Annotated in this window: 23 protein-coding genes and 1 pseudogene; 12 read left to right on the top strand and 12 right to left on the bottom strand. The window is 71.6% G+C overall.

Features of this window, described 5'->3' with window-relative positions; genetic code table 11:
- Nucleotides 1–55 precede the first annotated feature (55 nt).
- Nucleotides 56–445, bottom strand: a complete 390-nt coding sequence (locus ACIOJE_RS19440; protein ID WP_280674144.1) for a co-chaperone YbbN — start codon at nt 443–445, stop codon at nt 56–58.
- A gap of 317 nt (nt 446–762) precedes the next feature.
- The gene (locus tag ACIOJE_RS19435) at nt 763–1,479 is read right to left on the bottom strand and encodes a hypothetical protein (RefSeq protein ID WP_400777490.1); all 717 of its coding nucleotides are present in this window, start codon (nt 1,477–1,479) and stop codon (nt 763–765) included.
- Between the two features lie 269 nt (nt 1,480–1,748).
- Between ACIOJE_RS19435 and ACIOJE_RS19430 the strand changes: the two genes are divergently transcribed.
- Nucleotides 1,749–2,018 carry a DUF1876 domain-containing protein gene (locus ACIOJE_RS19430; protein ID WP_280674142.1) on the top strand — a complete coding sequence of 90 codons (270 nt, stop codon included), beginning with the start codon at nt 1,749–1,751 and terminating at the stop codon, nt 2,016–2,018.
- Nucleotides 2,015–2,215: a hypothetical protein gene (locus tag ACIOJE_RS19425; RefSeq protein WP_280674141.1), complete on the top strand. Its 201-nt coding sequence runs from the start codon at nt 2,015–2,017 to the stop codon at nt 2,213–2,215. The genes ACIOJE_RS19430 and ACIOJE_RS19425 overlap by 4 nt, the downstream gene beginning before the upstream one ends.
- A 92-nt stretch (nt 2,216–2,307) precedes the next feature.
- Here ACIOJE_RS19425 and ACIOJE_RS19420 read toward each other — a convergent pair whose 3' ends face one another.
- The 4 genes from ACIOJE_RS19420 to ACIOJE_RS19405 form a co-directional block, all read right to left on the bottom strand.
- Nucleotides 2,308–2,748 (bottom strand): PPOX class F420-dependent oxidoreductase, encoded by a 441-nt coding sequence (locus tag ACIOJE_RS19420; RefSeq protein ID WP_348534049.1) that lies wholly within the window; start codon nt 2,746–2,748, stop codon nt 2,308–2,310.
- Between the two features lie 39 nt (nt 2,749–2,787).
- Nucleotides 2,788–4,398 carry a cytochrome bc complex cytochrome b subunit gene (locus tag ACIOJE_RS19415; protein ID WP_400777488.1) on the bottom strand — a complete coding sequence of 537 codons (1,611 nt, stop codon included), beginning with the start codon at nt 4,396–4,398 and terminating at the stop codon, nt 2,788–2,790.
- 236 nt (nt 4,399–4,634) lie between these two features.
- Nucleotides 4,635–6,164: an MFS transporter gene (locus ACIOJE_RS19410; protein WP_280674139.1), complete on the bottom strand. Its 1,530-nt coding sequence runs from the start codon at nt 6,162–6,164 to the stop codon at nt 4,635–4,637.
- A 222-nt stretch (nt 6,165–6,386) separates the two neighbouring features.
- The gene (locus ACIOJE_RS19405) at nt 6,387–7,067 is read right to left on the bottom strand and encodes a TetR/AcrR family transcriptional regulator (RefSeq protein ID WP_280674138.1); all 681 of its coding nucleotides are present in this window, start codon (nt 7,065–7,067) and stop codon (nt 6,387–6,389) included.
- A 391-nt stretch (nt 7,068–7,458) separates the two neighbouring features.
- On the opposite strand from ACIOJE_RS19405, the gene ACIOJE_RS19400 reads away from it, so the two are divergent.
- The gene (locus ACIOJE_RS19400) at nt 7,459–8,247 is read left to right on the top strand and encodes a VOC family protein (protein WP_280674137.1); all 789 of its coding nucleotides are present in this window, start codon (nt 7,459–7,461) and stop codon (nt 8,245–8,247) included.
- A 3-nt stretch (nt 8,248–8,250) separates the two neighbouring features.
- Here the strand turns inward: ACIOJE_RS19400 and ACIOJE_RS19395 are convergent, their stop codons facing one another.
- Both ACIOJE_RS19395 and ACIOJE_RS19390 read right to left on the bottom strand, forming a co-directional pair.
- Nucleotides 8,251–8,802, bottom strand: a complete 552-nt coding sequence (locus ACIOJE_RS19395; protein WP_400777486.1) for a hemerythrin domain-containing protein — start codon at nt 8,800–8,802, stop codon at nt 8,251–8,253.
- Between the two features lie 130 nt (nt 8,803–8,932).
- A complete protein-coding gene (locus tag ACIOJE_RS19390; RefSeq protein ID WP_400777484.1) occupies nt 8,933–9,529 on the bottom strand; it encodes a TIGR03086 family metal-binding protein in 597 nt (198 codons plus the stop codon).
- Between the two features lie 183 nt (nt 9,530–9,712).
- Between ACIOJE_RS19390 and ACIOJE_RS19385 the strand changes: the two genes are divergently transcribed.
- Nucleotides 9,713–10,282, top strand: coding sequence for a DoxX family protein (locus ACIOJE_RS19385; RefSeq protein WP_400777482.1), 570 nt, complete (start codon nt 9,713–9,715; stop codon nt 10,280–10,282).
- A gap of 314 nt (nt 10,283–10,596) precedes the next feature.
- Nucleotides 10,597–12,825: a M9 family metallopeptidase gene (locus ACIOJE_RS19380; RefSeq protein WP_400777480.1), complete on the top strand. Its 2,229-nt coding sequence runs from the start codon at nt 10,597–10,599 to the stop codon at nt 12,823–12,825.
- 191 nt (nt 12,826–13,016) lie between these two features.
- Here the strand turns inward: ACIOJE_RS19380 and ACIOJE_RS19375 are convergent, their stop codons facing one another.
- A complete protein-coding gene (locus ACIOJE_RS19375; protein ID WP_400777478.1) occupies nt 13,017–13,778 on the bottom strand; it encodes a PP2C family protein-serine/threonine phosphatase in 762 nt (253 codons plus the stop codon).
- Between the two features lie 151 nt (nt 13,779–13,929).
- Here ACIOJE_RS19375 and ACIOJE_RS19370 point away from each other — a divergent pair, with 151 nt between their 5' ends.
- From ACIOJE_RS19370 to ACIOJE_RS19350, 5 genes are all read left to right on the top strand, one after another.
- Entirely contained in the window at nt 13,930–15,027 is a 1,098-nt protein-coding gene (locus tag ACIOJE_RS19370; protein WP_400777476.1) for an LLM class flavin-dependent oxidoreductase, read from the top strand.
- Entirely contained in the window at nt 15,024–15,647 is a 624-nt protein-coding gene (locus ACIOJE_RS19365; protein WP_400777474.1) for an FMN reductase, read from the top strand. Before ACIOJE_RS19370 ends, ACIOJE_RS19365 begins: the two co-directional genes overlap by 4 nt.
- 237 nt (nt 15,648–15,884) lie before the next feature.
- A complete protein-coding gene (locus tag ACIOJE_RS19360) occupies nt 15,885–16,187 on the top strand; it encodes a hypothetical protein (protein WP_400777718.1) in 303 nt (100 codons plus the stop codon).
- Between the two features lie 14 nt (nt 16,188–16,201).
- Nucleotides 16,202–17,233 (top strand): Dyp-type peroxidase, encoded by a 1,032-nt coding sequence (locus ACIOJE_RS19355; protein ID WP_400777473.1) that lies wholly within the window; start codon nt 16,202–16,204, stop codon nt 17,231–17,233.
- Between the two features lie 28 nt (nt 17,234–17,261).
- Nucleotides 17,262–18,059, top strand: a complete 798-nt coding sequence (locus ACIOJE_RS19350) for a family 1 encapsulin nanocompartment shell protein (RefSeq protein WP_400777471.1) — start codon at nt 17,262–17,264, stop codon at nt 18,057–18,059.
- 225 nt (nt 18,060–18,284) lie between these two features.
- Here the strand turns inward: ACIOJE_RS19350 and ACIOJE_RS19345 are convergent, their stop codons facing one another.
- The gene (locus ACIOJE_RS19345; protein ID WP_400777470.1) at nt 18,285–21,365 is read right to left on the bottom strand and encodes an AfsR/SARP family transcriptional regulator; all 3,081 of its coding nucleotides are present in this window, start codon (nt 21,363–21,365) and stop codon (nt 18,285–18,287) included.
- 215 nt (nt 21,366–21,580) lie between these two features.
- Between ACIOJE_RS19345 and ACIOJE_RS19340 the strand changes: the two genes are divergently transcribed.
- A complete protein-coding gene (locus ACIOJE_RS19340; protein WP_400777468.1) occupies nt 21,581–23,749 on the top strand; it encodes an ATP-binding protein in 2,169 nt (722 codons plus the stop codon).
- On the opposite strand, the gene ACIOJE_RS19335 is transcribed toward ACIOJE_RS19340, so the two are convergent.
- Entirely contained in the window at nt 23,718–24,299 is a 582-nt protein-coding gene (locus ACIOJE_RS19335) for a hypothetical protein (RefSeq protein ID WP_280674125.1), read from the bottom strand. The genes ACIOJE_RS19340 and ACIOJE_RS19335 overlap by 32 nt on opposite strands.
- Nucleotides 24,296–25,564, bottom strand: a complete 1,269-nt coding sequence (locus ACIOJE_RS19330) for a hypothetical protein (RefSeq protein ID WP_280674124.1) — start codon at nt 25,562–25,564, stop codon at nt 24,296–24,298. Before ACIOJE_RS19330 ends, ACIOJE_RS19335 begins: the two co-directional genes overlap by 4 nt.
- Before the next feature lie 372 nt (nt 25,565–25,936).
- Between ACIOJE_RS19330 and ACIOJE_RS19325 the strand changes: the two are divergent.
- Nucleotides 25,937–26,049, top strand: a pseudogene (locus tag ACIOJE_RS19325) (electron transfer flavoprotein subunit beta); the annotation flags it as partial.

Genomic DNA, 26,049 nt, shown 5'->3' with positions numbered 1-26,049 from the left:
CCGGGTAGTCGCACTCCCCGGGCCCCGGATCCGGCGGGCCCTGGAGCCGGCTGGCTCAGGCCTGGCCCTCGGCCGCCTGCTCCTGCGCCACCCTGCGCTTCACCTCGACCATGTCCAGCTCCCTGGCCTGGCCGATCAGGTCCTCGAACACCGCCTCCGGCAGTGCGCCGGCCTGCGAGAAGACGAGCACGCCCTCACGGACGATCGCCAGCGTCGGGATCGACTGGATCCCGAACGCGGAGGCCAGCTCCTGCTGCGCCTCGGTGTCCACCTTGGTGAAGACGAGGTCCGAGTGGCGCTCGGCCGCCTTCTCGTAGACCGGGGCGAACTGGCGGCACGGCCCGCACCACCCGGCCCAGAAGTCGATGAAGACGAAGTCCTTGCCCTCCGGGCCGGGGACGATGTCGTCGAAGTTCTCCTTGGTCAGCTCGACCGTGCTGCTCATCTCGCGATTCCTTCCCTTCCGGAGGTGACGCCACAGATCATGTGCCCGCGACAACCGCGCGCCTCGACGGGGTATTCCGACGCCACGCCGGCGGGGCCGGCGCCGCCGGCACGGCCGCGGTGCTCACCACCGGGGGCACGCCCTCCGTCGTGGCCGCCGCTGAGCAGTTCGGCGTCACGGCCCGGGCGCCGGCGCCCGGGCCGCCATCGGCGTGGACGGCGAACCCCGGGGCAGCCGGACGGCCATTCAACTCGCGGTCGTCCAGGGCTGGTTGACCGGCCGGCCGGTCGCCGTCCCGGCGCGCCGCCACGCCTGTGTCACACCGCCGGATCGAGGTCCGGGTGAACCTCGTACCCCTCCAGTCGCTCGATCCGGGCCGGCCCCTGCACGCCGGGCCAGCGCGGGTTCGGCGTGCCCTCGCCGGTCAGGTGCTCCCGCTGCCAGATCCCGCGCCAGCCGACCCGCATGGCCGGCTCGAAGCTGTGCCACCGCCCGCACGGGCACGGCCGCAGCACCCGCGCGCAGGTCCGGCAGAGCTCGGCCCGGCCGTGTCCGGTCGGGCGCGACACCGCCGGCCCCTCGTCCCCGCAGGCCGGGCAGCCGGGCAACTCGGCGCCGTCCAGCAGCGCGTTCTGCCGCCGGACGTAGTCGGGCAGCCGCAGCGGCGGGTGCACGAAGGGGTCGAGCCGCCAGGTCGAGTCCGCCGAGCCCCACCAGGGGCGGTCCCACCACACCGGCTCCGGTGGCCTCCGCCGCCCGGCCCGCTTCTCCGCCCGCCGCTGCGCCGCGTACTCCGCCGCCCGGGCCAGCCACAGCACCCGCGCCTCGTGCAGCTCCTCCACCGCCCGCACCAGCGAGTCCGGGTCCGCCTCCAGCAGCCGGGGCATCCGGGCACTGAGCGTGAGGTGGTGGTAGGTGGCCCGGAAGCCGTAGGGCGCGAAGCAGGTCAGACAGGTCCGCAGGGCGTGGAGCCGCCGCTGCGGGGCGAGCCGCCCGTCGTGCACGAGCGCCCGGTGTGTCAGAAAGCTGGTCACCGCTGCTCCCCGGCCCAATGTGCGGTCGGCGGCCGGAAGTCCCGAAGGCCCTTCACGCCGTTGCTGTCCGCGATCCGCCGTACCGCCGTGTCCACCGTCACCGGAGGATCATGCCGGACCGGGCGGGCGTACGGCCATGCGGTTTCGCCGGACGCGGTGACTCTGTGCAGCCGGGGGCAGCTGCGGTTTCCTCAGGCGGCTGCGCCTGCTCTGGTGTTCACGGTGGGTGCGGCGCACTCTGGAGGAGTAACCGATGGAGGTGATCCGCCATGCAGACGCTGGTCGGTTGGCACATCGAGATGGAGTTTCGGGAGGACGGCCCGCGGACGACCGCCGCGGCCATGCTCAGGCTCCGGGACGGCAGCGAACTCCGGGCCCACGGCTACAGCAGCCGCCACCCGTCGGACCCGGAACAGCTGCGGGTGGGCGAGGAGATCGCGGGGGCCCGGGCGCTCAACGACCTGGCCTCGCAGCTGCTCACCAAGGCCCACGGCGAGATCCAGGAGGTCAGCCCGGTCCCGACCCACCCACTGACGTGACCGCCCCGCACTCGGACGGCCCCGCCGGACGGGAGTCGTACCGCCCGCGCATCCCGCTGATCTGCCCGCGCTGCGGGCACGAGCAGCGGGTCGTGCCCGGCGGCCCCGACCGGACGATCAAGGTCGTGCACCTGGCGACCGGACGGGAGGCGTGCGAACCCGACGACCTGGCGAAGGCACCGGACGACGGGCTCTGAGCCGGACGACGGGCTCGGACCGAAACCGCTGCGACGCCGAGTGCCGGGGCCGGCCGCATCCGGCTCCCGGCACTCGACGGGCTCAGTTGACCTCAGTTGACGCAGTACGTCGTCGGCAGCCGCCACTCCGGCCCGACCAGCCGCTGCTCCAGCTCGTTGAGCGTGATCCGGATGCCGACCGTCCCGGCCAGACCGACCCGGAACCGGCTGCGGGCCAGCGCGATCAGCGCCGTCAGGCCGTACTTGTTGATCAGCGAGGTGCGGTAGCGGGCCGTCGCGTCCGGGTCGCAGAGCCGTGCGTGGGCCGGCACGCTGCGCCCGGTCGGGCGTCCGTGGGCGTCGCAGGGGCCGACCAGCACCCGGGGGCGGCGCCGGATCCGTTCGGCCTCGCCGGAGTGGGCGGGCGTCCAGATGCCGAGCGCGGTGCCGTCGGGCACCACCCAGATCTGTGAGTCCTGCCGCCTGCCGTCCTCGTCGAAGGTGGTGAGCAGGAGGTATCTGCTGTCGGCGAGCTGGTCGGTTCGGTCGTGCACGATGTCCTCCCTCTGGCGTGGGGGGCCGGGGGCCGCAGGTCAGTGCCCGTGGCCCTCGGTGATCTCGCGGTACTCCTCGGCGGTGGGCTTGGCGATCCGGGCGTGCTCGCCGTGGAATCCGCGGGACAGCCTCGCACGCGTGCGGGTGAGCACACCTGCGGGGTGGGCGACTCCATTCTCGTCGACCGGGGCCCGCAGTTCGAGGGGGCGGGGCTGCTCGTGTGCCGTGAGCCGGTGCAGTTCGGCGGGCGCGAGCCCGGCGTGCACCTCGGCGAACTCGCCGTGCGGCAGGCGTTTGATGACGCCGGTCTCGCGCCCGTGCAGCACCTTGTCACGGTCGCGACGCTGGAGGCCCAGGCACCAGCGCTTGGTGATGACGAAGACGGCCACCGGGACGACGAAGAAGCCGATCCGCACCGCGTAGGTGATCGCGTTGAGCGACAGGTGCAGATGGGTGGCGATGAGGTCGTTGCCGCCGCCGGCCAGCATCACCAGGTAGAGGCTGATCCAGGCGGCGCCGAGCGCGGTGCGGACGGGCGCGTTGCGCGGCCGGTCCAGCAGGTGGTGTTCACGTCGGTCGTTGGTCACCCAGCCCTCGATGAACGGGTAGACCGCGATCGCGCCCAGGATCACCGGGAACAGCGTGAACGGGATCAGCACGCCGAGGTTGAGGGTGTGCCCCCAGAGCCCGACCTCCCAGCCGGGCATCACCCGGATCAGGCCCTCGGCGAAGCCCATGTACCAGTCGGGCTGCGCGTCCGTGGAGACCTGGTCGGGGCGGTAGGGGCCGTACGCCCAGATCGGGTTGATGGTGGCGACGGCCGCCATCAGCGCGACGATGCCGAAGACCAGGAAGAAGAACCCGCCGGCCTTGGCCATGTAGACCGGCATCAGGGGCATGCCGACGACGTTCTTCTCGGTCCTCCCGGGCCCGGCCCACTGGGTGTGCTTGTGGTAGAAGACCAGGATCAGGTGCGCGACCAGCAGACCGAGCATGATGCCGGGGACGAGCAGCACGTGGATGGTGAAGAACCTCGGGACGATGTCGTGCCCGGGGAACTCCCCGCCGAACAGGAACATCTGGACGTAGGTGCCGACCAGCGGCAGCGCCAGCACCACGCCCTCGACGAACCGGATGCCGGTGCCCGACAGCAGGTCGTCCGGGAGCGAGTAGCCGAAGAAGCCGTCCAACAGGCCCAGGAACAGCAGCAGGAAGCCGAAGACCCAGTTGACTTCGCGCGGCTTGCGGAACGCGCCGGTGAAGAACACCCGCATCATGTGCACGAACATCGCGGCGACGAAGACCAGCGCCGCCCAGTGGTGGATCTGCCGGATCAGCAGACCGCCGCGGACCTCGAAGCTGATGTCCACGGTCGAGGCGTAGGCCTGCGACATGGGCACGCCCTTGAGCGGGACGTACGAGCCGTCGTAGATCACCTCGCCCATGGAGGGCTTGAAGAACAGGGTCAGCCAGACGCCGGTCAGGATGATGATCAGGAAGGTGTACAGGCAGATCTCGCCCAGCATGAAGGACCAGTGGTCCGGGAAGATCTTGCGCAGGTTGGCCCTGGCCAGGGTGTGGATCCCCAGTCGGCCGTCCGCCCAGTCGGCGGCCCGCCGCCCCCGCCCTGGGCTCTGATTCCCGGTCATGTGCACGCACCTCGGTCGAAAGGAAGCGGGGATCATTCCCCGTTTTCACTGAGGCCACCATAATCGGGGGGTGATCCCCGCTTCTACCCCGGGGTGGCTGTGATCCCGACGGCGATGTGCCCGGACCCGGACCCGGCCCCGTCCCGGAACGGCGAGTGCCCCGGAACGGCGAACGGCCCGTCCGGTGTCCCAGGACACCGGACGGGCCGCGTACGCACCCGAGTAACCCGCAGGCGTCAGTGCACCAGCACCGGCACCTCGTCGCTCTTCGCCGCCCCGGCACCCGAGCCCGCCGTCGCGTCGGGGCGACCGGCGTTGATGAGGGTGAAGGCGATCGCGGAGGCCGCCACCAGGATCCCGAAGGACACCCAGATCGCGGTCGTGAAGCCGTGCACCATGCCCTGGAACTGCAGCGCCTGGGCGGCCTGCGGCGATGCGGCGGCCGCGGCGGTCGCGTGCGAGGCCAGCCAGCTCGTGGTGGCGCTGGCCGCGATGGTGTTCAGCAGCGCGGTGCCGATGGCGCCGCCGACCTGCTGCGAGGTGTTGACCATCGCGGAGGCCACCCCCGCGTCGCGCGGCTGGACGCCGTGCGTGGCCAGGCTCATGGCCGGCATGAACGCGGTGCCCATGCCGAGGCCCATCAGGACCAGGCCGGGCAGGATCAGCATCGGGTAGGAGGTGTCCAGGCCGATGTTGCTCAGCAGCAGCATGCCGATCGAGGCGACCAGGAAGCCGGGGGCCATCAGGAAGCGCGCCGGGACGCGGGTCATCAGCCGGGCGCCGATCTGGGTCGAGCCGGTGATCATGCCCGCCACCATCGGCAGGAACGCCACACCGGTCAGCACCGGGCTGTAGCCGCGCACGATCTGCAGGTAGTAGGTCAGGAACAGGAACAGGCCGAACATGCCGATCACGGCCAGGCCGAGCGACAGGTACACCCCGCCGCGGTTGCGGTCCAGCACCACGCGCAGCGGCAGCAGCGGGGCCTTGACCCTGAGCTCCACCAGGACGAAGGCGGTCAGCAGCACGGCGGCCGCGACGAACAGCGCCAGCGTGCTCCCGGCCGTCCAGCCGTTGGACTCGGCGCGGGTGAAGCCGTACACCAGGGAGACCAGGCCGGTGGTCACCAGCAGCACGCCGGGGACGTCCAGCCGGTTGCGGTTGCGGCCCGCGGCGGGCTCGCGGATCACCAGGACGGCGCCCGCGGCGGCGACGATGGCGAACGGAACGTTGACGAAGAAGGTCCAGCGCCAGTTCATGTACTCGGTCAGCAGGCCGCCGAGGATCAGACCGATCGCGCCACCGCCACCGGCGATCGCGCCGTAGATGCCGAAGGCCTTGGCGCGCTCCCTGGCCTCGGTGAAGGTCACGGCGAGCAGCGACAGCGCGGCCGGCGCGAGCAGCGCGCCGAACACGCCCTGCAGGGCGCGGGCGCCGAGCAGCATCGCGGTGTTGGCCGCGGCGCCGCCGAGCGCGGAGGCGAGCGCGAAGCCGGTCAGGCCGACCACGAAGGTCCGCTTGCGGCCCCAGAGGTCCGCGATCCGGCCGCCGAACAGCAGCAGGCCGCCGAATGCCAGCGCGTAGGCCGTGATCACCCACTGGCGGTTGCCGTCGGAGATGCCCAGGTCCTTCTGGGCGGACGGCAGGGCGATGTTCACGATGGTGGCGTCCAGGACGACCATCAGCTGGGCGAGGCCGATGAATATCAGCGCCTTCCAGCGCCGGGGATCGGGCAGTGTCGCCGGTCGGGCGTCGGTTTCAGGCATGGAGGTGCTCACTTCGGGGTGCGTGGTGTGCGAGAACGGTCAATCGCCGTACGCGGACGGCTGGTCGCCGTACGGGGTCTCGGTGCGTGGGCGTGCGGGATCGGCTCCTGGCGGGCCGGCGCTGCGTCCGGCGTGCTGGCCGGTGCGTCCGAGTCGGTGCTCGGGGTCGGTGCTCCGGGCGGTCAGGAGGGCGGGTCGGTCAGTGGTGGTGCCGGTGGTCGGTCAGTGGTGGGGTCGGAGGTCCTCGAAGGTCGCGGCCCGGCCGGGCAGGACCGAACGGGCCGGCGCGCGCAGGCCGTCCAGGAGCAACTGCAGGTGCCGGTGGACGAAGTCGTCGAGCAGCTGGCAGGAGGTCCCCGGCAGCGGCCGGGCCAGCTGGCTGATCGCGATGAACAGGTCACCGTGGTCGACGTCCGACCGTAGCTCACCCGCCGCCCGGGCGCGTTCCATCAGGCCGCTCACGGCGGTCGTCAGGCGTTCGCGGGTTTCGGCGAGGTCCGCGTCGAAGGGGTCGACGTGGTTGGTGAACAGCGGGCAGAGCGCGCCGACCTTCTCCGCGACGGTCGCGTGCGCGAACCGCTGCAGAGCGTCGAACGGACCGCTGCCGTCAGGAGTGTCCGCCTCCGCCGTCGCCGTCTCGGCGAGAGCCAGGATGCGGTTCTTGACGAGCAGTGCCACCTCGTGGATCAGCGCCGCGCGGTCCGGGAAGTTCCGGTACAGCGTGGCGTTGCCGACCCCGGCCCGCTTCGCGATCTCGTCCAGCGGCACGTCCGGGCCGTGTTCGACGAAGGCGTCGCGGGCCGCCAGGACGATCCGTTCCCGGTTGCGGGTCGCGTCGGCGCGCAGCTTGGGCGCGCGGACGGTTTCCACGGGACGGACCGGCTCGGTGGCGGCGGTGGTCACGGCGACTGCTCCTTCAGGATACCGGGGAAATTCTCCCCGCTTGTGCCTACGAAAGAGCAAACGGGGATTCCGTCCCCGGAAATTTCGGCTTCCGATGTGACGTGGGTCACATTTCGGTTTCGCCGGTGCCGGCCGGGTCGAGGTTGCCCTCCAGCCCGACGGCGTGCGCTACCGGAGCGCCCGGATCCTCCCGTTCGGCAGGACGGTCCACCGGCCCGAGCCGGTGGGGATCTCGTTGGACACCGAGCCGCCGAAGAACTGGGTGTGCTGGTCCCGGCCATGCCTCCCGGTGGGCGCTACGCCTGTCGGCCTAGGCTGAGGGCGTCCCGGGCGGCCGGTGGGCCGTGGGAGTCGGGAGGGGCCCGGCGGCCGGGTGGCGAGGAGGTCCGCGATGGGCAGCGGTGAGACCGCCAAGGTGCGCTGCGTGGCGGCCGTTCCGTGCTGGGTGAGCCTGACGGCCCGGGATCTGGAGGGGGCGAAGGCGTTCTACGGGCCGCTGCTCGGTTGGGAGTTCGAGCCGGGGGCGGACCGCTTCGGTCCGTACGTGCACGCGGTGACCGGCGGGGAGGCGGTGGCCGGGCTGGGGCTCGCGGGCAATGACTGGGCGATGCCGGTGGCGTGGACCAGCTACTTCGGGACGGAGAGCGCGGACGCCGCCGCCGACGCGGTGCGCGAGCGCGGCGGGACCCTGGCGGTGGGCCCGCTGACCTTCGACGCCGACCGGGTCGCCTTCGCGGCGGACCCGGCCGGGGCGGTGTTCGGCATCTGGGAGGGCCCGCTGGGCCGGGCCCGGCGGCTGGACCTGCCGGGCGCGCCGGTGTGGATCGAGCTGCGCACGCCGGACCCGTTCGCGGCGGCGCTGTTCTACGGCCAGGTGTTCCGTTGGGACGGCCGGGACCCGGAGCGGTTCGACGTCCGCTGGGAGCACGACCGGGTGGTGCTGCGGGCGGAGGGGCACAGCGTCGCGGCGCTGGCGCGGGAGCAGGCGGGCGGTGCGGCGGGGCTGTCGCCGCACTGGGAGGTGTCCTTCGCCGTCCCGGACGCCGACCGGGCGCTCGCCCGGGCCGTGGAGCTGGGCGGTTCGGTGCTGGGTCCCGCCTTCGACTCCCCGTACGGGCGGGTGGCCCGGTTGCGGGACCGGGAGGGTGGCCGGTTCGCGCTGATCAGCCCGAAGAACTGACGCTCACGGCCCCGCCTCGGCACTCTCGGCACTCTCCGCAGTCTCGGCGGCTTTCGGAGCTTCCCCGGACTCCCCGACCCTCCCGGCTTCCCCGGCTTCCCCGGCATCCGCGGTTTCCGCGCGTTCGGCCCGCAGCCGGTCGCCGAGCGCCGCCCGGGCGGCGGCGGGCACGGCCTTGCGGGCGGCCGGGAAGAGCCGCTTCTCCTCGTCGGCGAGGTGCCGCCGGAGGGTGTCGGCGAGGCCGCGCAGCAGGGTGTCGAAGGCCGGGTCGGCCGGGTCGAGTCCCTGCAGGTCGGAGAGGTACTGCCCGATCGCCAGGTGCTCGTGGATGCTGCCGAACACCAGCGCCCCGCCGTCCGGCGCGTCGTGCTGCACGAGCGGGAAGAGGTGCTCCTCCTCGGCCGCGCAGTGGGTGAACAGCAGGTCGGTCAGCCGGGTCAGCAGGTCGGCGCGCTCGGCGCCGCCGGCGGGCGCCCGCTCGACCTGGTCGAGCAGCTCGGTGACCGCCCGGTGGTCGGCGGTGAACTCGCCGAGGATGTCCGGCCTGCGGTTCATGGCGGGCCCGCCTCTCGCACGGAATACGGCCCCCGCTCCTTCCAGTATCCGGCGTCGGCCGGCGTACCCGGTGGGTGGTGGGGCGGCCCCGCCGTGCCAGGCGGGGCGGCCCGTGAGGGGAAGCCGCAGGTCAGGGCCGGTCGTGCCGCCCGGTGAGGGCGAGCATGCGGGTCTGCGGATCGGCGTCGTCGGCGACCGGCAGGGGCGGGTCGAACAGGCCGCTGCCGGAGAGGTCCCCGTAGCCGGCGAACTCGCCCAGGGCGAAGTCGACGAGCCGTGCCGGGAGCCGGGTGCGGCGCCCGATGCCCTTGGCCAGGTCCCAGGCGTGGATGACGAGGTCGGTGGTGAGCTGGTCCAGGTAGTACTGGCCGGAGACGCTCCCGAAGGAGAGGTGGACGGTGAGCGCGGTGGTGCCGGGGACGGTGAAGGCCTCCCGGGCGGCGTCGGCGGCGCCGGTCCAGGCGGCGACCGGGTCGTCGCCGAGGACGTCGCCGTCGAAGCGGCTGCCGACCTCGGAGACGGTGGCGCCCGTCAGCAGCTCGGGGATCCACAGCTGTTCGCCGGTGAGGTGGTTGACGAGGTCGCGGACGGACCAGTCGGCGCACGGCGTGGGGGCGTCCCACTGGTCGGGGGCGATCAGCCGGACGCGTTCGCCGAAGGCGGCGAGGGCTTCGGGGTAGGGCGTGCCGGGTTCCGCGGCCCGCTGGTGTTGCCTGCGTTGAGCCATGTCTCCACCCTGCCCCGGTCGGGGCCCGGCCCGCGAGTCGCCTACGACCCGTCAGTTGTTCACATTCGAACTCCGAGGTACGGTCGAGGAGCGGCCGGTTCAAATTTGAACAACAGCTGCGGGCGACCCCGCCCGGCCGCGCCACCACACCCCTACGACCGATTCCGATCGATGGAGACGCGCATGCCGAGCAGCAGCCCGAGCACGACCGCCCCCACCACCACCGTCCTCCCGGGCCGGGCGACCCCCGGGTCCGCGACGACCTCCCCGCACGCCTACGACGCCGGACTCCTGCTCCTGCGCCTGGCCCTCGGCCTGACCATGGCCGCGCACGGCAGCCAGAAGCTGTTCGGCTGGTTCGGCGGCGGCGGGATCGACGGCACCGGTCAGTTCTTCACCATGAGCGGCTACCCGGCGGGCAACACCATGGCCGTGGTCGCCGGCCTCACCGAGACGCTCGGCGGACTCGCCCTCGCCGTCGGCCTGTTGACCCCGCTGGCGGGCGCCGCGATCGTCGGCACGATGGTCAACGCGATCGCCGTCACCTGGGGCGGCGGCTTCTTCGCCCCGAAGGGCAGCGAGTACGAGCTGCTGCTCACGGCGGCCGCCGCCGCGCTCGCCCTGACCGGCCCGGGCCGCTACGCCGTGGACCGCTTCCTGCCGGTGCTGCGCGCGCACCGGCTGGCGTACGGCGCGGCGGCGGTGCTGGTCGGCCTGGTGACGGCCGGCGTCATCCTGCTGCTCCGGAAGTAGTCGAGCGGGGCGTCAACTCCCGAGCGCAGGGGCCGTGGTGGCGATTCGCCAGCACGGCCCCTGCGCCGTTCCCCCGCGAATCGCTCACAGGAGCGGGGCTATCCAACGTCATGTGATGTGTGCCATGGTACATGTCACACCCCCCACCGTGCGTACGACGGAACCGCCCCACGCGGCGCCGTCGCCAACGGTCCTCACCACCCCACCGGCCGCACCCCCAATGCGGCCGACGACGGCCCGGAGGCCCCCACGTGAGTTCCGCGCGTCTGCTGCGACTCCCGCAGCTGGCAAGGCTGTTAATACTCGCCCTGACCATGTTCCTGACGATCGGCCTGTTCGCCCCGCAGAGCAAGGCCGCCCCCGCCGCCGCCCCCGGCGGCGCGTCCGCCCCCACCACCCCCGCCGGACCGGCGCCGCAGCCCGCCGTCGGCGCCCCCGAGCGCGGCCACACCGACCGGCAGTTCGCCTCTGCCGACCAGCGCGCCCCGCTCCCGCTCGACACCCGGCCGGCCGAGGCCCGGCCGACCGCCAAGGCCTTCTCCCTCGGCGCGGCGGCCGCACAGCCCTGCAACATCGGCGACTTCACCGGCCGGACGGGCGGCGACCTGGTCCAGCACATCAAGGCCGCCGACATCCAGTGCATCAACGGGCTCTTCCAGCTCACCGGCGCGGACGCGCGGGGCGCGTTCCGCGAGGAGCAGATGACCACCGTGGCGTACGCGCTGCGCGACGCGGCGGGTGCCTACCCGGGCGACGACAGCACGTCCGTCCACCAGCTGGTGCTCTACCTGCGCGCCGGGTACTTCGCGCAGTGGTACCACAAGGACGACGTCGGCACCTACGGCACCGCCCTCCAGACGGCGATCCGTTCCGGGCTGGACGCCTTCTTCGGCAGCGCGCACGTGCGGGACGTCGCCGCGGGCAACGCACCCATCCTGGGCGAGGCCGTCACCCTGATCGACAGCGCGCAGGAGAACATCCGTTACCTCTCGGTGGTCAAGCAGCTGCTGAACGACTACAGCAGCGCCACCTGGAACCCGGCCGGCATGGCCTGGGCAGTGAACCCGGTCTTCACGGTGCTGTTCCGCGGCCACCAGGTGACCGGCTTCGACGCGGCCGTCGAGGCCGACCCGAGTGTGCTGGACGCGCTGTCCGGCTTCGTGACCCGCAACAACGACCAGCTCGGCGGCGACTTCGGCGTGCTGGTCTACAACGGCGCCAAGGAGCTGACCCGCTTCCTGAAGGACACGGCGCTCCAGGCCAAGGTCCGTCCGCTCGCCAAGGCGCTGGTCGCGCAGTCCGCGCCGAACGGGCGCACTGTCTACCAGTGGGCCGCGGTCGCGGACGGGGTCGGCTACTACGACGCCGCCAACTGCGCCTACTACGGCACCTGCAACGCCGCCGACCAGCTCAAGGCGGGCGTGCTGACGGTCAACTACACCTGCAGCCCGAGCATCAAGCTGATCGCCCAGACGCTGGACAACACCCAGCTGGGCACCGCCTGCACCAGCCTGACCGGCCAGGACGCGTACTTCCACTCGGTGGTCCGCGACAACGGCCCGGTCAAGGACGACAACAACACCACGATCGAGGTCGTGGTCTTCCACTCCTCCTTGGACTACCAGGTGCTGGCCGCGGCCATCTACGGCATCGACACCAACAACGGCGGCATGTACCTGGAGGGCGACCCGGCCAAGGCCGGCAACCAGCCGCGCTTCCTCTGCTACGAGGCCGAGTGGGCCCGCCCGTCGTTCGAGATCTGGAACCTCAACCACGAGTACACCCACTACCTCGACGGCCGGTTCGACATGTACGGCGACTTCAACGCCGGCATGACCACCCCGACCGTCTGGTGGGTCGAGGGCTTCGCCGAGTACATCTCCTACTCGTACCGCAAGGTGACCAACGACGGCGCCATCGCGGCGGCCGCCCGGCACACCTACAAGCTGAGCGACCTCTTCGACACCGCCTACGGTGACCAGGACCGGGTCTACCGCTGGGGCTACCTCGCCGTCCGCTACATGCTGGAGCAGCACCGCGGCGACATGGACGCCATCCTCGCCAAGTACCGCGCGGGTGACTGGAACGGCGCCCGCACCCTGCTCAAGACCACCATCGGCACCCGCTACGACGCCGACTTCGACAGCTGGCTGACCAAGTGCGCCAGCGGTGCCTGCGCCGACGGGGGCGGCACGCCCACCCAGCCGCAGCTGCCGGAGTGCGCCGGCACCGACATCCGCAAGCTGGACGCCAACTGCGCCCGCAGCAACCTCGCGGCGACCACCGGCAACTACGCACACTTCTACCTCCTGGTGCCGGCCGGCACCAAGCAGGTGAAGATCACCAGCAGCGGCGGCACCGGCAACGGCGACCTCTACTACAACCCGGCCAGCTGGGCGTACACCAACGCCAACACGGCGCACTCGACGGGTCCGGACAACTCCGAGACCCTGACGATCACCAACCCGCCGGCCGGCTACGTCTACTTCAGCCTCTACGCCCAGCAGGGCTTCAGCGGGGTGAGCGTCACGAGCGAACTCTGACCGGCCGCCTTTCGAGCGACCGAACACGGACAGGTGACCGCCCCGGCGGAGCGCTTCGGCGCCCCGCCGGGGCGGGTCCGCGCCCGGGGTCGAGGAGAGGTGGGTCCAGGGCCGTGCCCGGGGCCGATGAGGTGGGTCCGGGGCCGTGCTCAAGGCCACCGGGCAGGGCCGGACCCGGGCGCGCCGGGCGGCTACTCGTCGATCCGGACCAGCGCCAGGGTGATGTTGTCCGGCCCGCCCGCCTCGATCGCCGCCTTCCACAGCTCGAACGCGGCCTTCCCGTCGGCGCGGTCGGTGCCGTCGTGCGGGCGGGCGAGCAGCTGGGCCAGCTCCTCCTCCGGCACCGGGTCGGTCAGGCCGTCGCTGCACACCAGGTAGCGGTCGCCGGCGGCCAGCGGCACGGTGCGCACGTGCGGCTCGACGAAGGTCGGCCCGAGCGAGCCGCCCAGGGTCTGGGTGACCACCGAGGTGGTGTGCCGTCCGGGCGGCAGCGGCGGGCTGTCGTCCACGCTCACCCGGCGCAGCCCGTCCGGGGCGACCTGGTAGACCCGGCTGTCGCCCACGTTGAAGACCACCGCCTGGCCGGGCATCAGCACCAGGCCGGCCACCGTGGTGCCCATCGCGGCCAGCTCGGGCTCACCGGCCGCGGCCGCGAACACCGCCCGGTTGCAGTCCTGCAGCTCCTCCCGGACGGCTTCCTCGCCCTCCAGGCCGGCGCCGTCGGCGGCCAGCCGGCGGGCCACCAGCGCGCTGGCGACCTCGCCGCCGGGGTGGCCGCCCAGGCCGTCCGCCACGGCGACCACGCAGGGCGGGCCGAGCGGGAAGAGCAGGGTCTGCGGGTTGCCGGTCACGGTGGCGCAGAGTGTCCACGGTCCGACCGTGAGGCTGTCCTCGTTGTGCTCCCGCACCAGGCCCTCGTGGCTCAGCGCGCTCACCGCGATGTACGCCGCCATCGGTTCGCCGCCCTTTCTGAGCTCCTCCCTCAAGTGTCGGCGGGAATAACGATTCGCACCCGGGTGCTAAGGTGGTTGAAAGTTTGACGATCTGCCCCGGGGGCCACGAGAGCCCCGAAACCCGGGGCCGACCTGGAGTGTGGTGAGCAGCATGCAGTTCGGAATCTTCACCGTCGGTGACGTCACCCCCGACCCGACCACCGGCCGCACCCCGAGTGAGCACGAGCGGATCAAGGCCATGGTGGCCATCGCGCGCAAGGCGGAGGAGGTCGGCCTGGACGTCTTCGCGACCGGTGAGCACCACAATCCGCCGTTCGTGCCGTCCTCGCCGACGACCATGCTCGGCTACATCGCGGCGCAGACCGAGCGCATCATCCTCTCCACCTCCACCACGCTGATCACCACCAACGACCCGGTGAAGATCGCCGAGGACTTCGCGATGCTCCAGCACCTCGCCGACGGCCGGGTGGACCTGATGATGGGCCGCGGCAACACCGGCCCGGTCTACCCGTGGTTCGGCAAGGACATCCGCCAGGGCATCCCGCTCGCGGTCGAGAACTACGCGCTGCTGCACCAGTTGTGGCGCGAGGAGGTCGTGGACTGGCAGGGCCGCTTCCGCACCCCGCTGCAGTCCTTCACCTCCACCCCGCGCCCGCTGGACGGCGTCGCGCCGTTCGTCTGGCACGGCTCGATCCGCTCGCCCGAGATCGCCGAGCAGGCCGCCTACTACGGGGACGGCTTCTTCGCGAACAACATCTTCTGGCCCAAGGAGCACTTCCAGAAGCTGGTCGACCTCTACCGCGAGCGCTACGCCCACTACGGCCACGGCACGCCCGAGCAGGCGTACGTCGGCCTCGGCGGGCAGGTGTTCATGCGGAAGAACTCGCAGGACGCGGTGCGGGAGTTCCGTCCGTACTTCGACAACGCCCCGGTGTACGGGCACGGGCCCTCGCTGGAGGAGTTCACCGAGCAGACCCCGCTGACGGTGGGCAGCCCGCAGGAGGTCGTCGAGAAGACGCTGACCTTCCGCGAGTCCTTCGGCGACTACCAGCGCCAGCTGTTCCTGATGGACCACGCCGGCCTGCCGCTGAAGACCGTGCTGGAGCAGCTGGACCTGCTCGGCGAGCAGGTCGTGCCGGTGCTGCGCGAGGAGTTCGCCAGGAACCGCCCGGCCGGGGTGCCGGACGGGCCGACGCACGCCGCGCGGGTCGCGGCCCGTACCGAGGAGTCCGTGGAGGTGGCCAAGTGACCGTGTTCCGACTGGTGGTGGTGAGCGCCGGGCTGAGCAAGCCGTCCTCGACCCGGCTGCTGGCCGACCGCCTCACCGAGTCGACCGTCCGGCAACTGTCCGACGGCGGGCGGCAGATCGACGTCACGGTGGTCGAACTGCGCGACCTGGCAACGGAGATCGCCAACAACTTCGTCACCGGCTTCCCCGGCGCCGCGCTGCGCGCGGCGATCGAGGCGGTGACCGGGGCGGACGCGGTGATCGCGGTGACGCCGATCTTCACCGCCTCCTACAGCGGCCTGTTCAAGTCCTTCTTCGACCTGGTCGACCACGACGCGCTCACCGGCAAGCCGGTGCTGATCGCCGCCACCGGTGGCACGCCCCGGCACTCGCTCGCCCTGGAGCACGCCGTCCGGCCGCTGTTCAGCTACCTGCGCGCGGTGGTGGTGCCGACCGCCGTCTACGCGGCCACCGACGACTGGGGCGCGGCGGGGGACGGGCTCACCGACGGCCTCCCGGGCCGGATCGACCGTGCGGCGGGTGAGCTGGCGGCCCTGCTGGCCGGCCGCGGCCCGGCGGCGCCGGCGCTGCCCGAGCAGGTGGTGCCGTTCGCCGAGCAGCTGGCGGCCCTGCGGGCCTGAGCCGCGCGGACGGAAGGGGTGGGTGCGTGACGGCGCGCCCGCCCCTTCGGCGTTCCCCGGGGCGCACGGCTCGCGGTCCCTCGAACGGTGCCCTCGGGAGCTGCGGCCGAGGGGGCCGTTCGGGTGAGTGTTGACCGTGCCGAATTGTCCGCTATGCGATGTAATCGTACGCATGATCAGATGTCCGCTGGTCCATCACTCCTTCGGCGCACCCCCGCCCCGGCGGGGGCGCCCGTCGTGAACCTGCTGCGGCAGAACCCCGTCCTCGCGCCGTTCGGCTGCCCGGTACTCGGCTACCCGGTCGGCAGGCTGCGCGTCGGACCGGTCCAACTCGACGGAATCTGCGGCACGTTGATCGTCGCCCTGCTGATCGGCGGCCGACACGTCAGCGTCGACGCGGACGGCGAGAACGGCGCCCGCGCCCGGTTCATCCGCTCGCCCGTCAACCTCGACGACCTCGACTTCCCGAAGATCGGCCACCACCTCAGGCAGATCTTCGCCGAACACCGCACCGAGTGGGAAGCCTCCCGGGCGTCCTGAGGAGGACCGGAACCATGCAGGCCGAACCGCAAGCCGTACTCTCCCCGCTGACCAGCGCGGCCGTCTTCCTGGTCCTCACCGTCGAGCCCGGCGGCGAGGACGCCGTCCGCGACCTGCTGCCCGACCTCGCCGGGCTGCGCCGCGCGGTCGGCTTCCGGGCCCCCGAAGGAGGCCTCACCTGCGTCACCGGCATCGGCTCGGACGTGTGGGACCGCCTCTTCGACGGGCCCAGGCCGGCCGGCCTGCACCCCTTCCAGGAGGTGGCCGGCGCCCGCCACCGGGCCCCGGCCACCCCCGGCGACCTGCTGTTGCACCTGCGCGCCGCCCGGATGGATCTGTGCTTCGAACTCGCCACCCGGATCACCGACCGGCTCGCCGGGGCGGCCACCGTGGTCGACTCCGTCCAGGGCTTCCAGTACTTCGACGACCGGGACCTGCTCGGCTTCGTCGACGGCACCGAGAACCCCGAGGGCCGGGCCGCCGTGACCGCCGCCGTGGTGGGGGAGGAGGACCCGGCCTTCGCCGGCGGCAGCTACGTCATCGTCCAGAAGTACCTGCACGAGCTGGACAAGTGGAACGCACTGAGCGTCGAGGACCAGGAACGGGCGGTCGGCCGCACCAAGCTCACCGACATCGAGTTCGCCGACGCCGTCAAGCCCGCCGACTCGCACGTCGCGCTCAACACCCTGACCGGGCCGGACGGCGAGGAGCGGAAGATCGTCCGCTTCAACATGCCGTTCGGCTCCTTCGAGCGCGGCGGCGAGTACGGCACCTACTTCATCGGCTACGCACGCGACCCGGAGGTGACCGAGGAGATGCTGCGCAACATGTTCGTCGGCCGCCCGCCCGGCACCACCGACCGGCTGCTCGACTTCTCCACCGCCGTCACCGGGTCGCTGTTCTTCGTCCCGACCGCCGACTTCCTCGACGCCCCGCCGACCGCGCCGGGCGACCCGCCCGGGCCGCCGAGTGCTCCACCCGCGCCGCCGACCGTCTCACCCGCGACCGGCTCCCTCGGCATCGGCAGTCTCCGCCGCACCACCTGAGCAGGACCTCCCGACAAGGACCCACACCATGGACAACCTGCACCGCGACCTCGCCCCCATCTCCGCCGCCGCCTGGGCGGAGATCGAGGAGGAGGCCCGCCAGACCTTCAAGCTCCACATCGCCGGCCGTCGCGTGGTCGACCTGCACGGCCCCGAGGACGCCACCCTCGCCGCGGTCGGCACCGGCCACCTGACCGGCATCGAACCGCCCGCCGACGGCGTCCGGGCCCGCGCCCGCGCCGCGCAGCCGGTGGTCGAGCTGCGCGTCCCCTTCACCGTCCGCCGTGACGCCGTCGACGACGTCGAGCGGGGCTCCCGCGACTCCGACTGGCAGCCCGTGAAGGACGCCGCCCGCACCATCGCCCTCGCCGAGGACCGCGCCGTCTTCGAGGGCTACCGCGCCGCCGCCATCGAGGGCATCCGGGCCGGCTCCACCAACCCGCCGGTCCAACTCCCCGAGGACGTCCGCGAGTACCCCGAGGCCGTCAGCCGCGCCCTCACCGCCCTCCGGCTGGCCGGCGTCGGGGGACCCTACTCCCTCCTCCTCGGCGCGGACGCCTTCACCGCCGTCAACGAGACCAGTGACCACGGCTACCCCGTCCACAACCACCTCGCCCGCCTCCTCGACGGCGACATCATCTGGGCCCCCGCCATCGAGGGCGCCTTCCTGCTGTCCGCCAGGGGCGGAGACTTCGAACTCGTCCTCGGCCGGGACCTGGCCATCGGATACCTCTCCCACGACGCCGAAACCGTGCAGCTCTACCTGCAGGAGTCGCTGACTTTCCGGGTTTACACGGGAGAGGCGGCCGTCGCGCTACAGGCCTAGCAGGCACCAAATCGGAATCTCGCCGATGATGATGCCTCGAGCTATCGACATGCACATTTCCATATTGGTGGTTGCTCTTCCGGTACGGGGTTGTCTGCCGGCGATCCTGCCGACGCTGGGAAATATGTACCAGAGAGTGAGCCAAGATCCAAACTGGAGTTTGGGAATCGAGAGTCCATTCGATCCGCGCCCGTCGGAGAGTCTCGCGAACGGGCTTCCGGAGCTTCAGGTGGAACGGGCCTGAAGCTCGGCAAGTACGGTGCGGGCCCGGGATGCCTCGTCGGCGATGTGGACCTGTTCGGCCAGCTCGATCGCCGCCGCCAGATGCTCGATGGCGGCGTCTGTGCGGCCGAGTGCCTCCTCGCACTGGCCCAAGCCGCGCAGGGCTGCTGCCTCTTCTCGGGCGGTACCGATGGACCGTGCCAGCTCGCGGGCGACGGCGTACTGGTCGCGCGCGTCCTGGTGCCGGCCGGCGGCCAGGAAGGTGGTGCCGAGGCCGTTGAGGGCGTCCGCCTCGTAGCGGACACTGCCGACCGATCGGAAGGTTTCCAGCGCCGATCGGTAGAGTGTGAGGGCGTAGTCGAGTTCTTCTGGAATTCTCAGGGTGGCGGCCAGGTTGACGTGCACGACGGACAGATCGAATTGGGAGATGGAACCTCGTCCGATGTGCAGGATGCGTTCGAACGTGTCGCGCGCGGCTGCGCTGTTTCCAGAGGTGAGGTGAAGGTCTCCGATATTGTTGAGGATGCGCAGCTCGAAAATTCTGTCATTGAACTGCCGGGCCAGCGGAAGAGCATTTTCGTAAGCCGTCAGAGCGAGTTCTATATCTCCCATGGAGCGGTGCACGATGCCGATATTGGCAAGGCATCGTGCGACGTTCCACTGGTCGCCTGTCTCTCGCCGGATGCTCAGCACCTCCTCCTGGAGTGCCAGAGACTCGTAGAGCTGGCTCTGGTTCCACAACAGTCGCCCGAGAAAGCCGAGGGCGTCCGCAGTCGCGTCTGCGTCGCCCTCGCTGCGGGCGAGGGCGAGTCCTCGTTCGAGGGCCTCGACGGCAGGCGGGTAGTGGGAGGCGTTGGCGAGCGTCGCGCCCAAGTCGATCAGCGCTCGTGCCTCATGCCGGTCGTTCGCCCGCGACCGCCAGAACGTCGCGGCGGCCTGATGCATATCGCGGGCCTCGCTCCAGTACGCCTCGGCGTCCAGGTGGCCCGCCAGGACATGGGAGAGCCAGGCGCCGATCTCGGGCAGTCCGGTGCGGTGGGCGCACGTGACCATGGCGACCAGGCTCGCGTGCTCATCCTCAAACCAACTCCTGGCCAAATCCAGAGAGTTCAATTCAAGATCGACCAACAGGTCGGCCGGGTGATCGAGTTGATCGTTCTCCGGGAGGGGGATCCTTGACCGGTGTGGATAGAGCACGCGGTCCGCGAGATCGGCGGCCTGCAGGGTGTAGTGGAGCATTCGACGGATCGCCGCTACTCGTTGCTCCTCTTCCGATCCCAGTGCGACGGCGAACTCCCTGAGTAGATCATGGAGTTGATATCGCTCTGGGGCGATCTCCTGAAGCAGGTTTCCATTCAGCAAGGCCTCAAGGACCTGGTCCGTTTCGTCGAGGGGTCGTCCGAGCAGCGCCGCTGCCGCGTGCAAGCCGAAGTCCGGCCCCGGGTACAGCCCGAGCAGCCGGAAGGCCGATCGTTGACTCGCCGAAAGGTACTGGTAGGAGACCTCGAAGGCTCTCGCGATGCTGTCCGTGCCGTTGTGGATTTCGGCGAGGCGACCGGTCCTGCGAGCGAGGCGTCGAGCCAGATGGTCGAGGGTCCAGGACGGGCGGGCCTTGAAGCGACTGGCGGCGAGCTCGATGGCGAGCGGTAGCAGGCCGCAGCGGTTCACGATCTCGACGATGCTGCCGCGGTCGTTCGCGCGCTCCGGACCTACCACGCCCGTGAACAGGGCCACGGCGTCGTCCACGGGCAGGACGTCGAGGAACACCGGTCGAGCGCCCGGGAGTTCGGCGAGCCTTTGCCGACTGGTGACGATGATCAGCGCGGCCGGGGCGGGCGGCAGCAGCGGTCGTATCTGAGCCGCGCTCGACGCGTCGTCGAGGATGACGACGGCCCGGCGGGAGGACAGCGCCTCGGTGCAGAGTGCGAAGATCTCGTCGGCGTCGAGCGGGATAGTGGTGGCGGGTACGCCGAGGCGGCGCAGCAGTACCGTGCCGGCGCCCTCGGGGGAGAACGGCAGCTGGCTGCCGACATGTGCGCGCAGGTTCAGGTAGACGTATCCGTCGGGAAAGTGCCCGCGCATCAGATCGGCGGCGTGCAGGGCCAGTGTGGTCTTACCGACCCCCGGCATGCCGAGGATGGCGGAGACGGTCACGACACCGCCGCTGGAGGGTCCGTTGTCGGAGTAGGGGAGGACGCGGCGGAGGTCGTCTCTTCGGCCGATCAGCTGGTGGCGTCCGGGCAAGTGGGCGGGCGCGACCCGTGAGGCGGCGGGTTCCGGCGGTGGGGCGGCCTCCGTGCGACCCGCCGAGTCGGGCAGTGGCTCGCCGCGCAGCATGAGGTGGTGCAGCCGGGTGAGTGGTTCGCCGGGCTCGGTGGCGAGCCGGGCGCGGAGCCGCCGGACGACGGCGGGGTAGACGGCCAGCGCGTCGGCCTGGCGGCCCACGGCGTAGAGCGCGGTCATGAGGTGGCTGGCGATGCGCTCGTCGGTGGGGCGCTCCTCGTGGAGGGCGGTGAGCTCGGGGACCAGCGCCGGGTGGCGGCCGAGCCGGAGGTCGACCTCGATCCGCAGCAACCTGGTGGTGAGGTGTTGGTCCGCCATGAGAGTGCGGGTGTTCCGGGCCCACTGGCCGGGCAGGCCGGCGAGGGGCTCGCCACGCCAGAGCTCCATGGCGCGGCTCAGCACGGTTCTGGCCTGGTGGTCCTGGCGGTTCTCGGTGAGGAGTCTGGCCTGCCGGGAGAGGTCGAGATATTGGTGCCAGTCAATCAGGTGGGGGTCGGCCCGGAGGGTGTACGTGTGCGATCTGGTGCTGATCGCGGGTGCGTCTCCGGCGGTGTGCGCCCCCGGGGTCCGGGCGGCCCGTCTCAAGAGTGCACGCAGGTGGGAGACGTGGCTGTACAAGCTCGTCAGCGCGCTCGGCGGCGGTTCCTCGTCCCACAGGCGGTACACGAGCGATGCGTGGGACAGCGGTCTTCCGACCTCGAGTGCGAGGGCGGCCAGCAACTGTCGTCGTTTGTCGGAGTGGATCGCCAATGGCTCACCGTTTACCGAAAGTTCAACTGAGCCCAGGAGATGGAACTGCATTTCGACGCCCCCCGCCGGTTGGCTACCAGCTTGCCGTGTCGCGGGTGAGCATGGCATGCCTTCGAGGGTATGGGCCATACCACGGTGGTCTTTCGCAATGAAGGCTTCAGGAATAGTCTCTGCTTGACTGAACGTCATATGGTAAGGCCGCGCTGATGCGCCGTCCGAGGCCAGGGGGAGCCAGTGACAGCATCGACCGTGATCGGTGGTCGCCGGTGAGCGACGACTTCAACCTGCCACAGGGCGTGGTGCGGAACTCGCTGGGCGGGGCCGGAGGCGTGGCGGGCTCCGTCGTGCAGGCCGGAACGATTCACGGTGGACTGCATCTGCACGCGCCCGGCCTGCCGACCCCTCGACAACTCCCGCGCTGTCCGAAGCGGTTGATCGGACGGGCAGACGACCTCGCGGCGCTGGACCGGTCGCTGGCCGCAGAGGAGGGGGCCACGATGGACGTCACCGTCGTGGTGACCGGGCCGGCGGGGGTGGGGAAGACCGCGCTGGCCGCGCAGTGGCTTCGAGGCCTCGCCGGACGCTTTCCGGACGGCCAGCTGTACGCGGACCTCCGTGGCTATGCGCCGGGTGGGCCGGCGGATCCGGCCGAGGCGCTCGGAGCGTTCCTCCGGGCCTTCGGGATCACACCGGTACCCGGCAGCCTGGAGGAGGCTACGGCGCTCTGGCGCTCGCTGGCGGCGGATCGCCGTATCGCGGTGCTGCTGGACAACGCGTCGACGGCCGCTCAGGTCCGGCCGCTCCTGCCGGGGTCGGACCACGCGGTGGTCGTGGTGACCAGCCGGCGCCGCCTCACCGGGCTGGGGATAGACGGGGCGGTGTTCCGCCCGCTGGGGCTGCTCGCCCGGGAGGCGTCGACCGAGATCCTCGCCGAGCGGGTCGGCGAGCGCCGCGTGGCTGACGAGAGCGCCGCCGCAGCCGAGGTGGTGGACGCCTGTGCCGGGTTGCCGCTCGCGATCTGTCTGGCGGCTGCGCGCATCGCGGCCCGTCCGGTGCAGTCGCTCGCGGTGACCGCCGAGGTGCTGGGGCGTGGCACGGAGCGACTCGCGACACTGAACGTTGAGGGTGAGACCGTGCAGGACCTGTTGGACGCCTCCTGCGAGGTGCTGGATGCGGATGCGGCCCGGCTCTACGGGCTGCTGGGTCTGCTGCCCTTCGCCGAGTTCACCTTGGAGGTGGCAGCCGTGGTGGCGGACGTGGATCTGATCGCCGCGGATCATCTGCTGGACGGGTTGATCGACGTGCACCTGTTGGAGGAGGTGGGGCCCGGCCGGTTCCACTTCCACGACCTGGTGCGGCTGCACGCCCGGGCGTACGGCGCCCGGCTGCGGGACGCGTCGACGGGGTGTGCCGCGGCGGACCGGATCGTGGACTGGTATCTGGCCTCGGCCACGGCCGCCGAGGCGATCGTCTCCCCGAGTCACCGCACGCTCGCCCGCGACTACTGCGGCCGATCGGTCCATCCCGCCAGGGAGTTCGAGGACGATGCGCAAGCACTGGGCTGGCTCGACCAGGAACGCGACCGTCTCGCGGACGTCCTGCGATGGTCGGCGGAGCGCGGCCGGAATGCCGCTGCCTGGCAACTGGCCGACGCCATGTGGCCGTTGTTCCTCCGGCTGCGCCCGGCGCGACTGTGGGTCGAGGCCCATCGGGTCGGCCTTCGGGCGGCACGGGCGGACGGCGATCGGCTCGGCGAGCTGCGCATGCTCACCTCTGGTGGGAACGGTTTGCGGAACGCGGGCGAGTCGGCGGAGGCAGCGCAGTGGTTCACCGAAGCACTCGATCTGGCGAGGGAGTTGGCTCACCCTCTGGCCCAGGCCGATGCGCTGTACGGGCTCAGTCAGACTCATCGGGTGGCCGGTCGGCTGGACGAGGCCGCCGACTGCCTGCGGCAGGTGGTCCACCTTCGGGAATCCGAGGACTACGTGCGGGGTTCCGCGCTGGCGCGGCTGGCGTACGGCGAAGTGCTGCTGACCGCCGACAGGGCGGTGGAGGCGGTCGGCCCGATCGAGCGGGCGTACCACGAGCTGTCCTCGATCAGGGACGACTACGAGGCGGCCCGGGCGATGGCCTTCCTGGGATTGGCACACGGGCGGCTGGGCGCGTTCGGCCGGGCCGAGGCCTGCATCGAGGAGGCCCTCACGGGCTTCCGGGCCCGGCTGTCGGTGCACTGGGAGGCCCGGACGCTGGAGTTCGCGGGTGACGTCGAGGAGTGGCGTGGCCGTCCGGCCGCCGCGCGTACCCGGTTCGAGCAGTCGCTGGCCCGCTACCAGGAGGTCGGTGCCGCGGCCGAGGCGGCCAGACTGGCCGGCCGCCTCGCCGCGTACGGTGTCGACTCCGCCGTCACCCCCCGACCCGGCGACGCGGGAGGCTGAGCCAGGGCTGCGCCGACTCGGGGGAGTGGCGCCCGGCGGCGTTGATCCCGGTGACGTCGGCCAGGGTCCGGCCGGCGGCCAGCCAGGCGTGGGCCAGAGAGCCGAGGGTCAGCGACGGAGCGGGCGTGCTGGGGTTCTGGGTACCGCGGGCCGGTCGCACGATGAGCCGCGAGCCGGTCCGCGCGAGGATCAGCACCGTCCCCGCCCGGTGTTCGGCGGTGGTCACCGCACAGCCGGGGTGCGCGGACAGCACCTCCGCGAGCCGCGCGATGAGGTCCGCCGCCGGGAGGAGCCCGACATGGAGCACATCGGCGTGACGGCGCCAGCGGAAGCCCTCGGGCTCGGTCAGGTCGAGTGCGAGGTGCTCGTCCACGAAGCCGGGGCAGGGACGGCCGGGGTGGGCCCCGGACGGCCGGCGGGCGGTCAGCGACCCGTGGCGGACACCGGCGTGTGAACTCACCTGGGCTTCGAACCGGGTGGCGGCCCGGTCGGCCGTCGGCGGCGAGCCGCCGACCGGCACGAACCGCACGGTGTGCAGAGTGGCGGTCATCCGGCCCGCCGGGAGTCGGGTGCCGTGGCCGCGTCGAGGGGGTCGGGCAGCGGGAGCACTGCGGGTTCCGGACTGTGCGCGGGCTGGCCGAGACCGAGCAAGCGGTACAACATGCGACGGGCGTTGCGGTCGAAACGGCCGGGTTCGGAGCTGATCCGGGCGGCGATGGCGGCGTAGTCCTCCGGCCGGTACTGCTCGGCGGTGTAGGCGAGTTGCTCGGAGAGCGGGTGCCCGGGGACGAGGGCGGGTGCGGTGCGGGCGAGCTGGGCGGCCGGCGAACGCGGGTTGACGTGGCGGTGCGGGTACTCCGCGAGCAGGACGGGGGCGCCGGTCATCGCACCGTACAGGGTGACCGAGCCGTGATCGCCGATGACGAAGTCCGCAGCGATCAGCAGCGGCCGCCAGTCCGTCTCCGGTGGGATCACCGTGACGGCCCCGCGGGCAGTGGCCGTCGCCCAGGACCGGACCTGCCACGGGCTGTGCATGGCCGAGACATTCGGGTGGACGAGCAGGGCGGCCCGGTACCGGTGCCGGGGAAGTTCCGCCGTCAACCTGGGCAGGACGGTGTCGAGCCGGGTGAAGAGCGAGCCCTCCCCCCAGGTGGAGGAGACCAGTACCAGCTTCTCGTCGGGGCTCAGTCCCAGCGCGGCGCGGTAGCGGTCGCGGTGCGGCAGCGCCGCGGCGATCCGGTCGTAGCACGGGTCGCCGATCACCTCGGCGATCGGTACGGCCTCCGGGCAGCCGCGGCTGAGTTCGAGCAGTTCCTCCTCATGGGCCAACGCGTACGCGGTCGGGATGAGTCGGCCCTCCCAGTACAGGTAGTCGGGGCCGAGTCCGATGGCCGTCCGCTCTCCGTCCGGGCCATGCCGCCGGGACAGCTTGATGTTGCCCGCACCGTGCGGGAGGCGGACGACCGGGCCGTGCAGCTGCTCCAGCCCCTGCGAGCCGGCGGCCAGCACGAGATCGAACTCGCGCCGGGTCGCCTGCTCCCAGGACAGTACGGTGCCGCCCAGCGCCGTGATCCGTTCCGCCGCACCCCCGTTGAACATGTGCGGCGCCACCGTGAACTGCACGTGGACCCTCAGGTCCGGAGCGAGCAGCGAGTAGATGTCGTGGAGCCTCTTCGCGTAGACCACTGTGTGGACGACCACCAGCACCTCCTTGCAGGCCGGCAGGGTCGCCCAGGGGCCGTTGTTGCTCAAGGTCGTGGTGTCGTGCCTCCCGTTCGTCGCCGTGGTGTCCTGTTCCCCGTGCACCAAGGTCATTCCGATCCCCCTCCTTGATCCCGGTCGGGGCCGTCGGTGAGCCCCGCTGCCGATGTTCCCCGTGCGGCCTGGCGGATTCCATGACGGGATCTGGCGGGTGCTTGCGGAAACCTTGTGTCCGTTTGCCGGGCCGGCCGGACCGGTGTGTCGAGCGCAGCAGGAGGGGAAGGGTACTGAGTTCCTTTACCAGGGGTACTGAGTGCCGTATTCTCTCGGTGGAGCCTCTGACACCAGTCGAAGAGCGCCGACACGGTATGCCGGTCCAGGTGGCGCTTGCGGCGCGCGGGGCGCGGCCGGGCCGGACTTGGCACTCAGTACCCTCGGCATGACGTGAGGCCATCGACCAGTGCGACCGTGACAGGAGAACCACTCATGAGCTTGAGGATCGTCGTCTGTGTGAAGTACGTGCCGGATGCGACGGGTGACCGTCGGTTCGCGGACGACCACACCACCGACCGGGAGGGTGTGGACGGCCTTCTGTCGGA

Origin of the sequence: Kitasatospora sp. NPDC087861 (assembly GCF_044742585.1) — a bacterium.
GTDB lineage: Bacteria > Actinomycetota > Actinomycetes > Streptomycetales > Streptomycetaceae > Kitasatospora.
The sequence above is the reverse complement of the archived record's forward strand: the minus strand, read 5'-3'. Positions and strand labels throughout refer to the sequence as shown.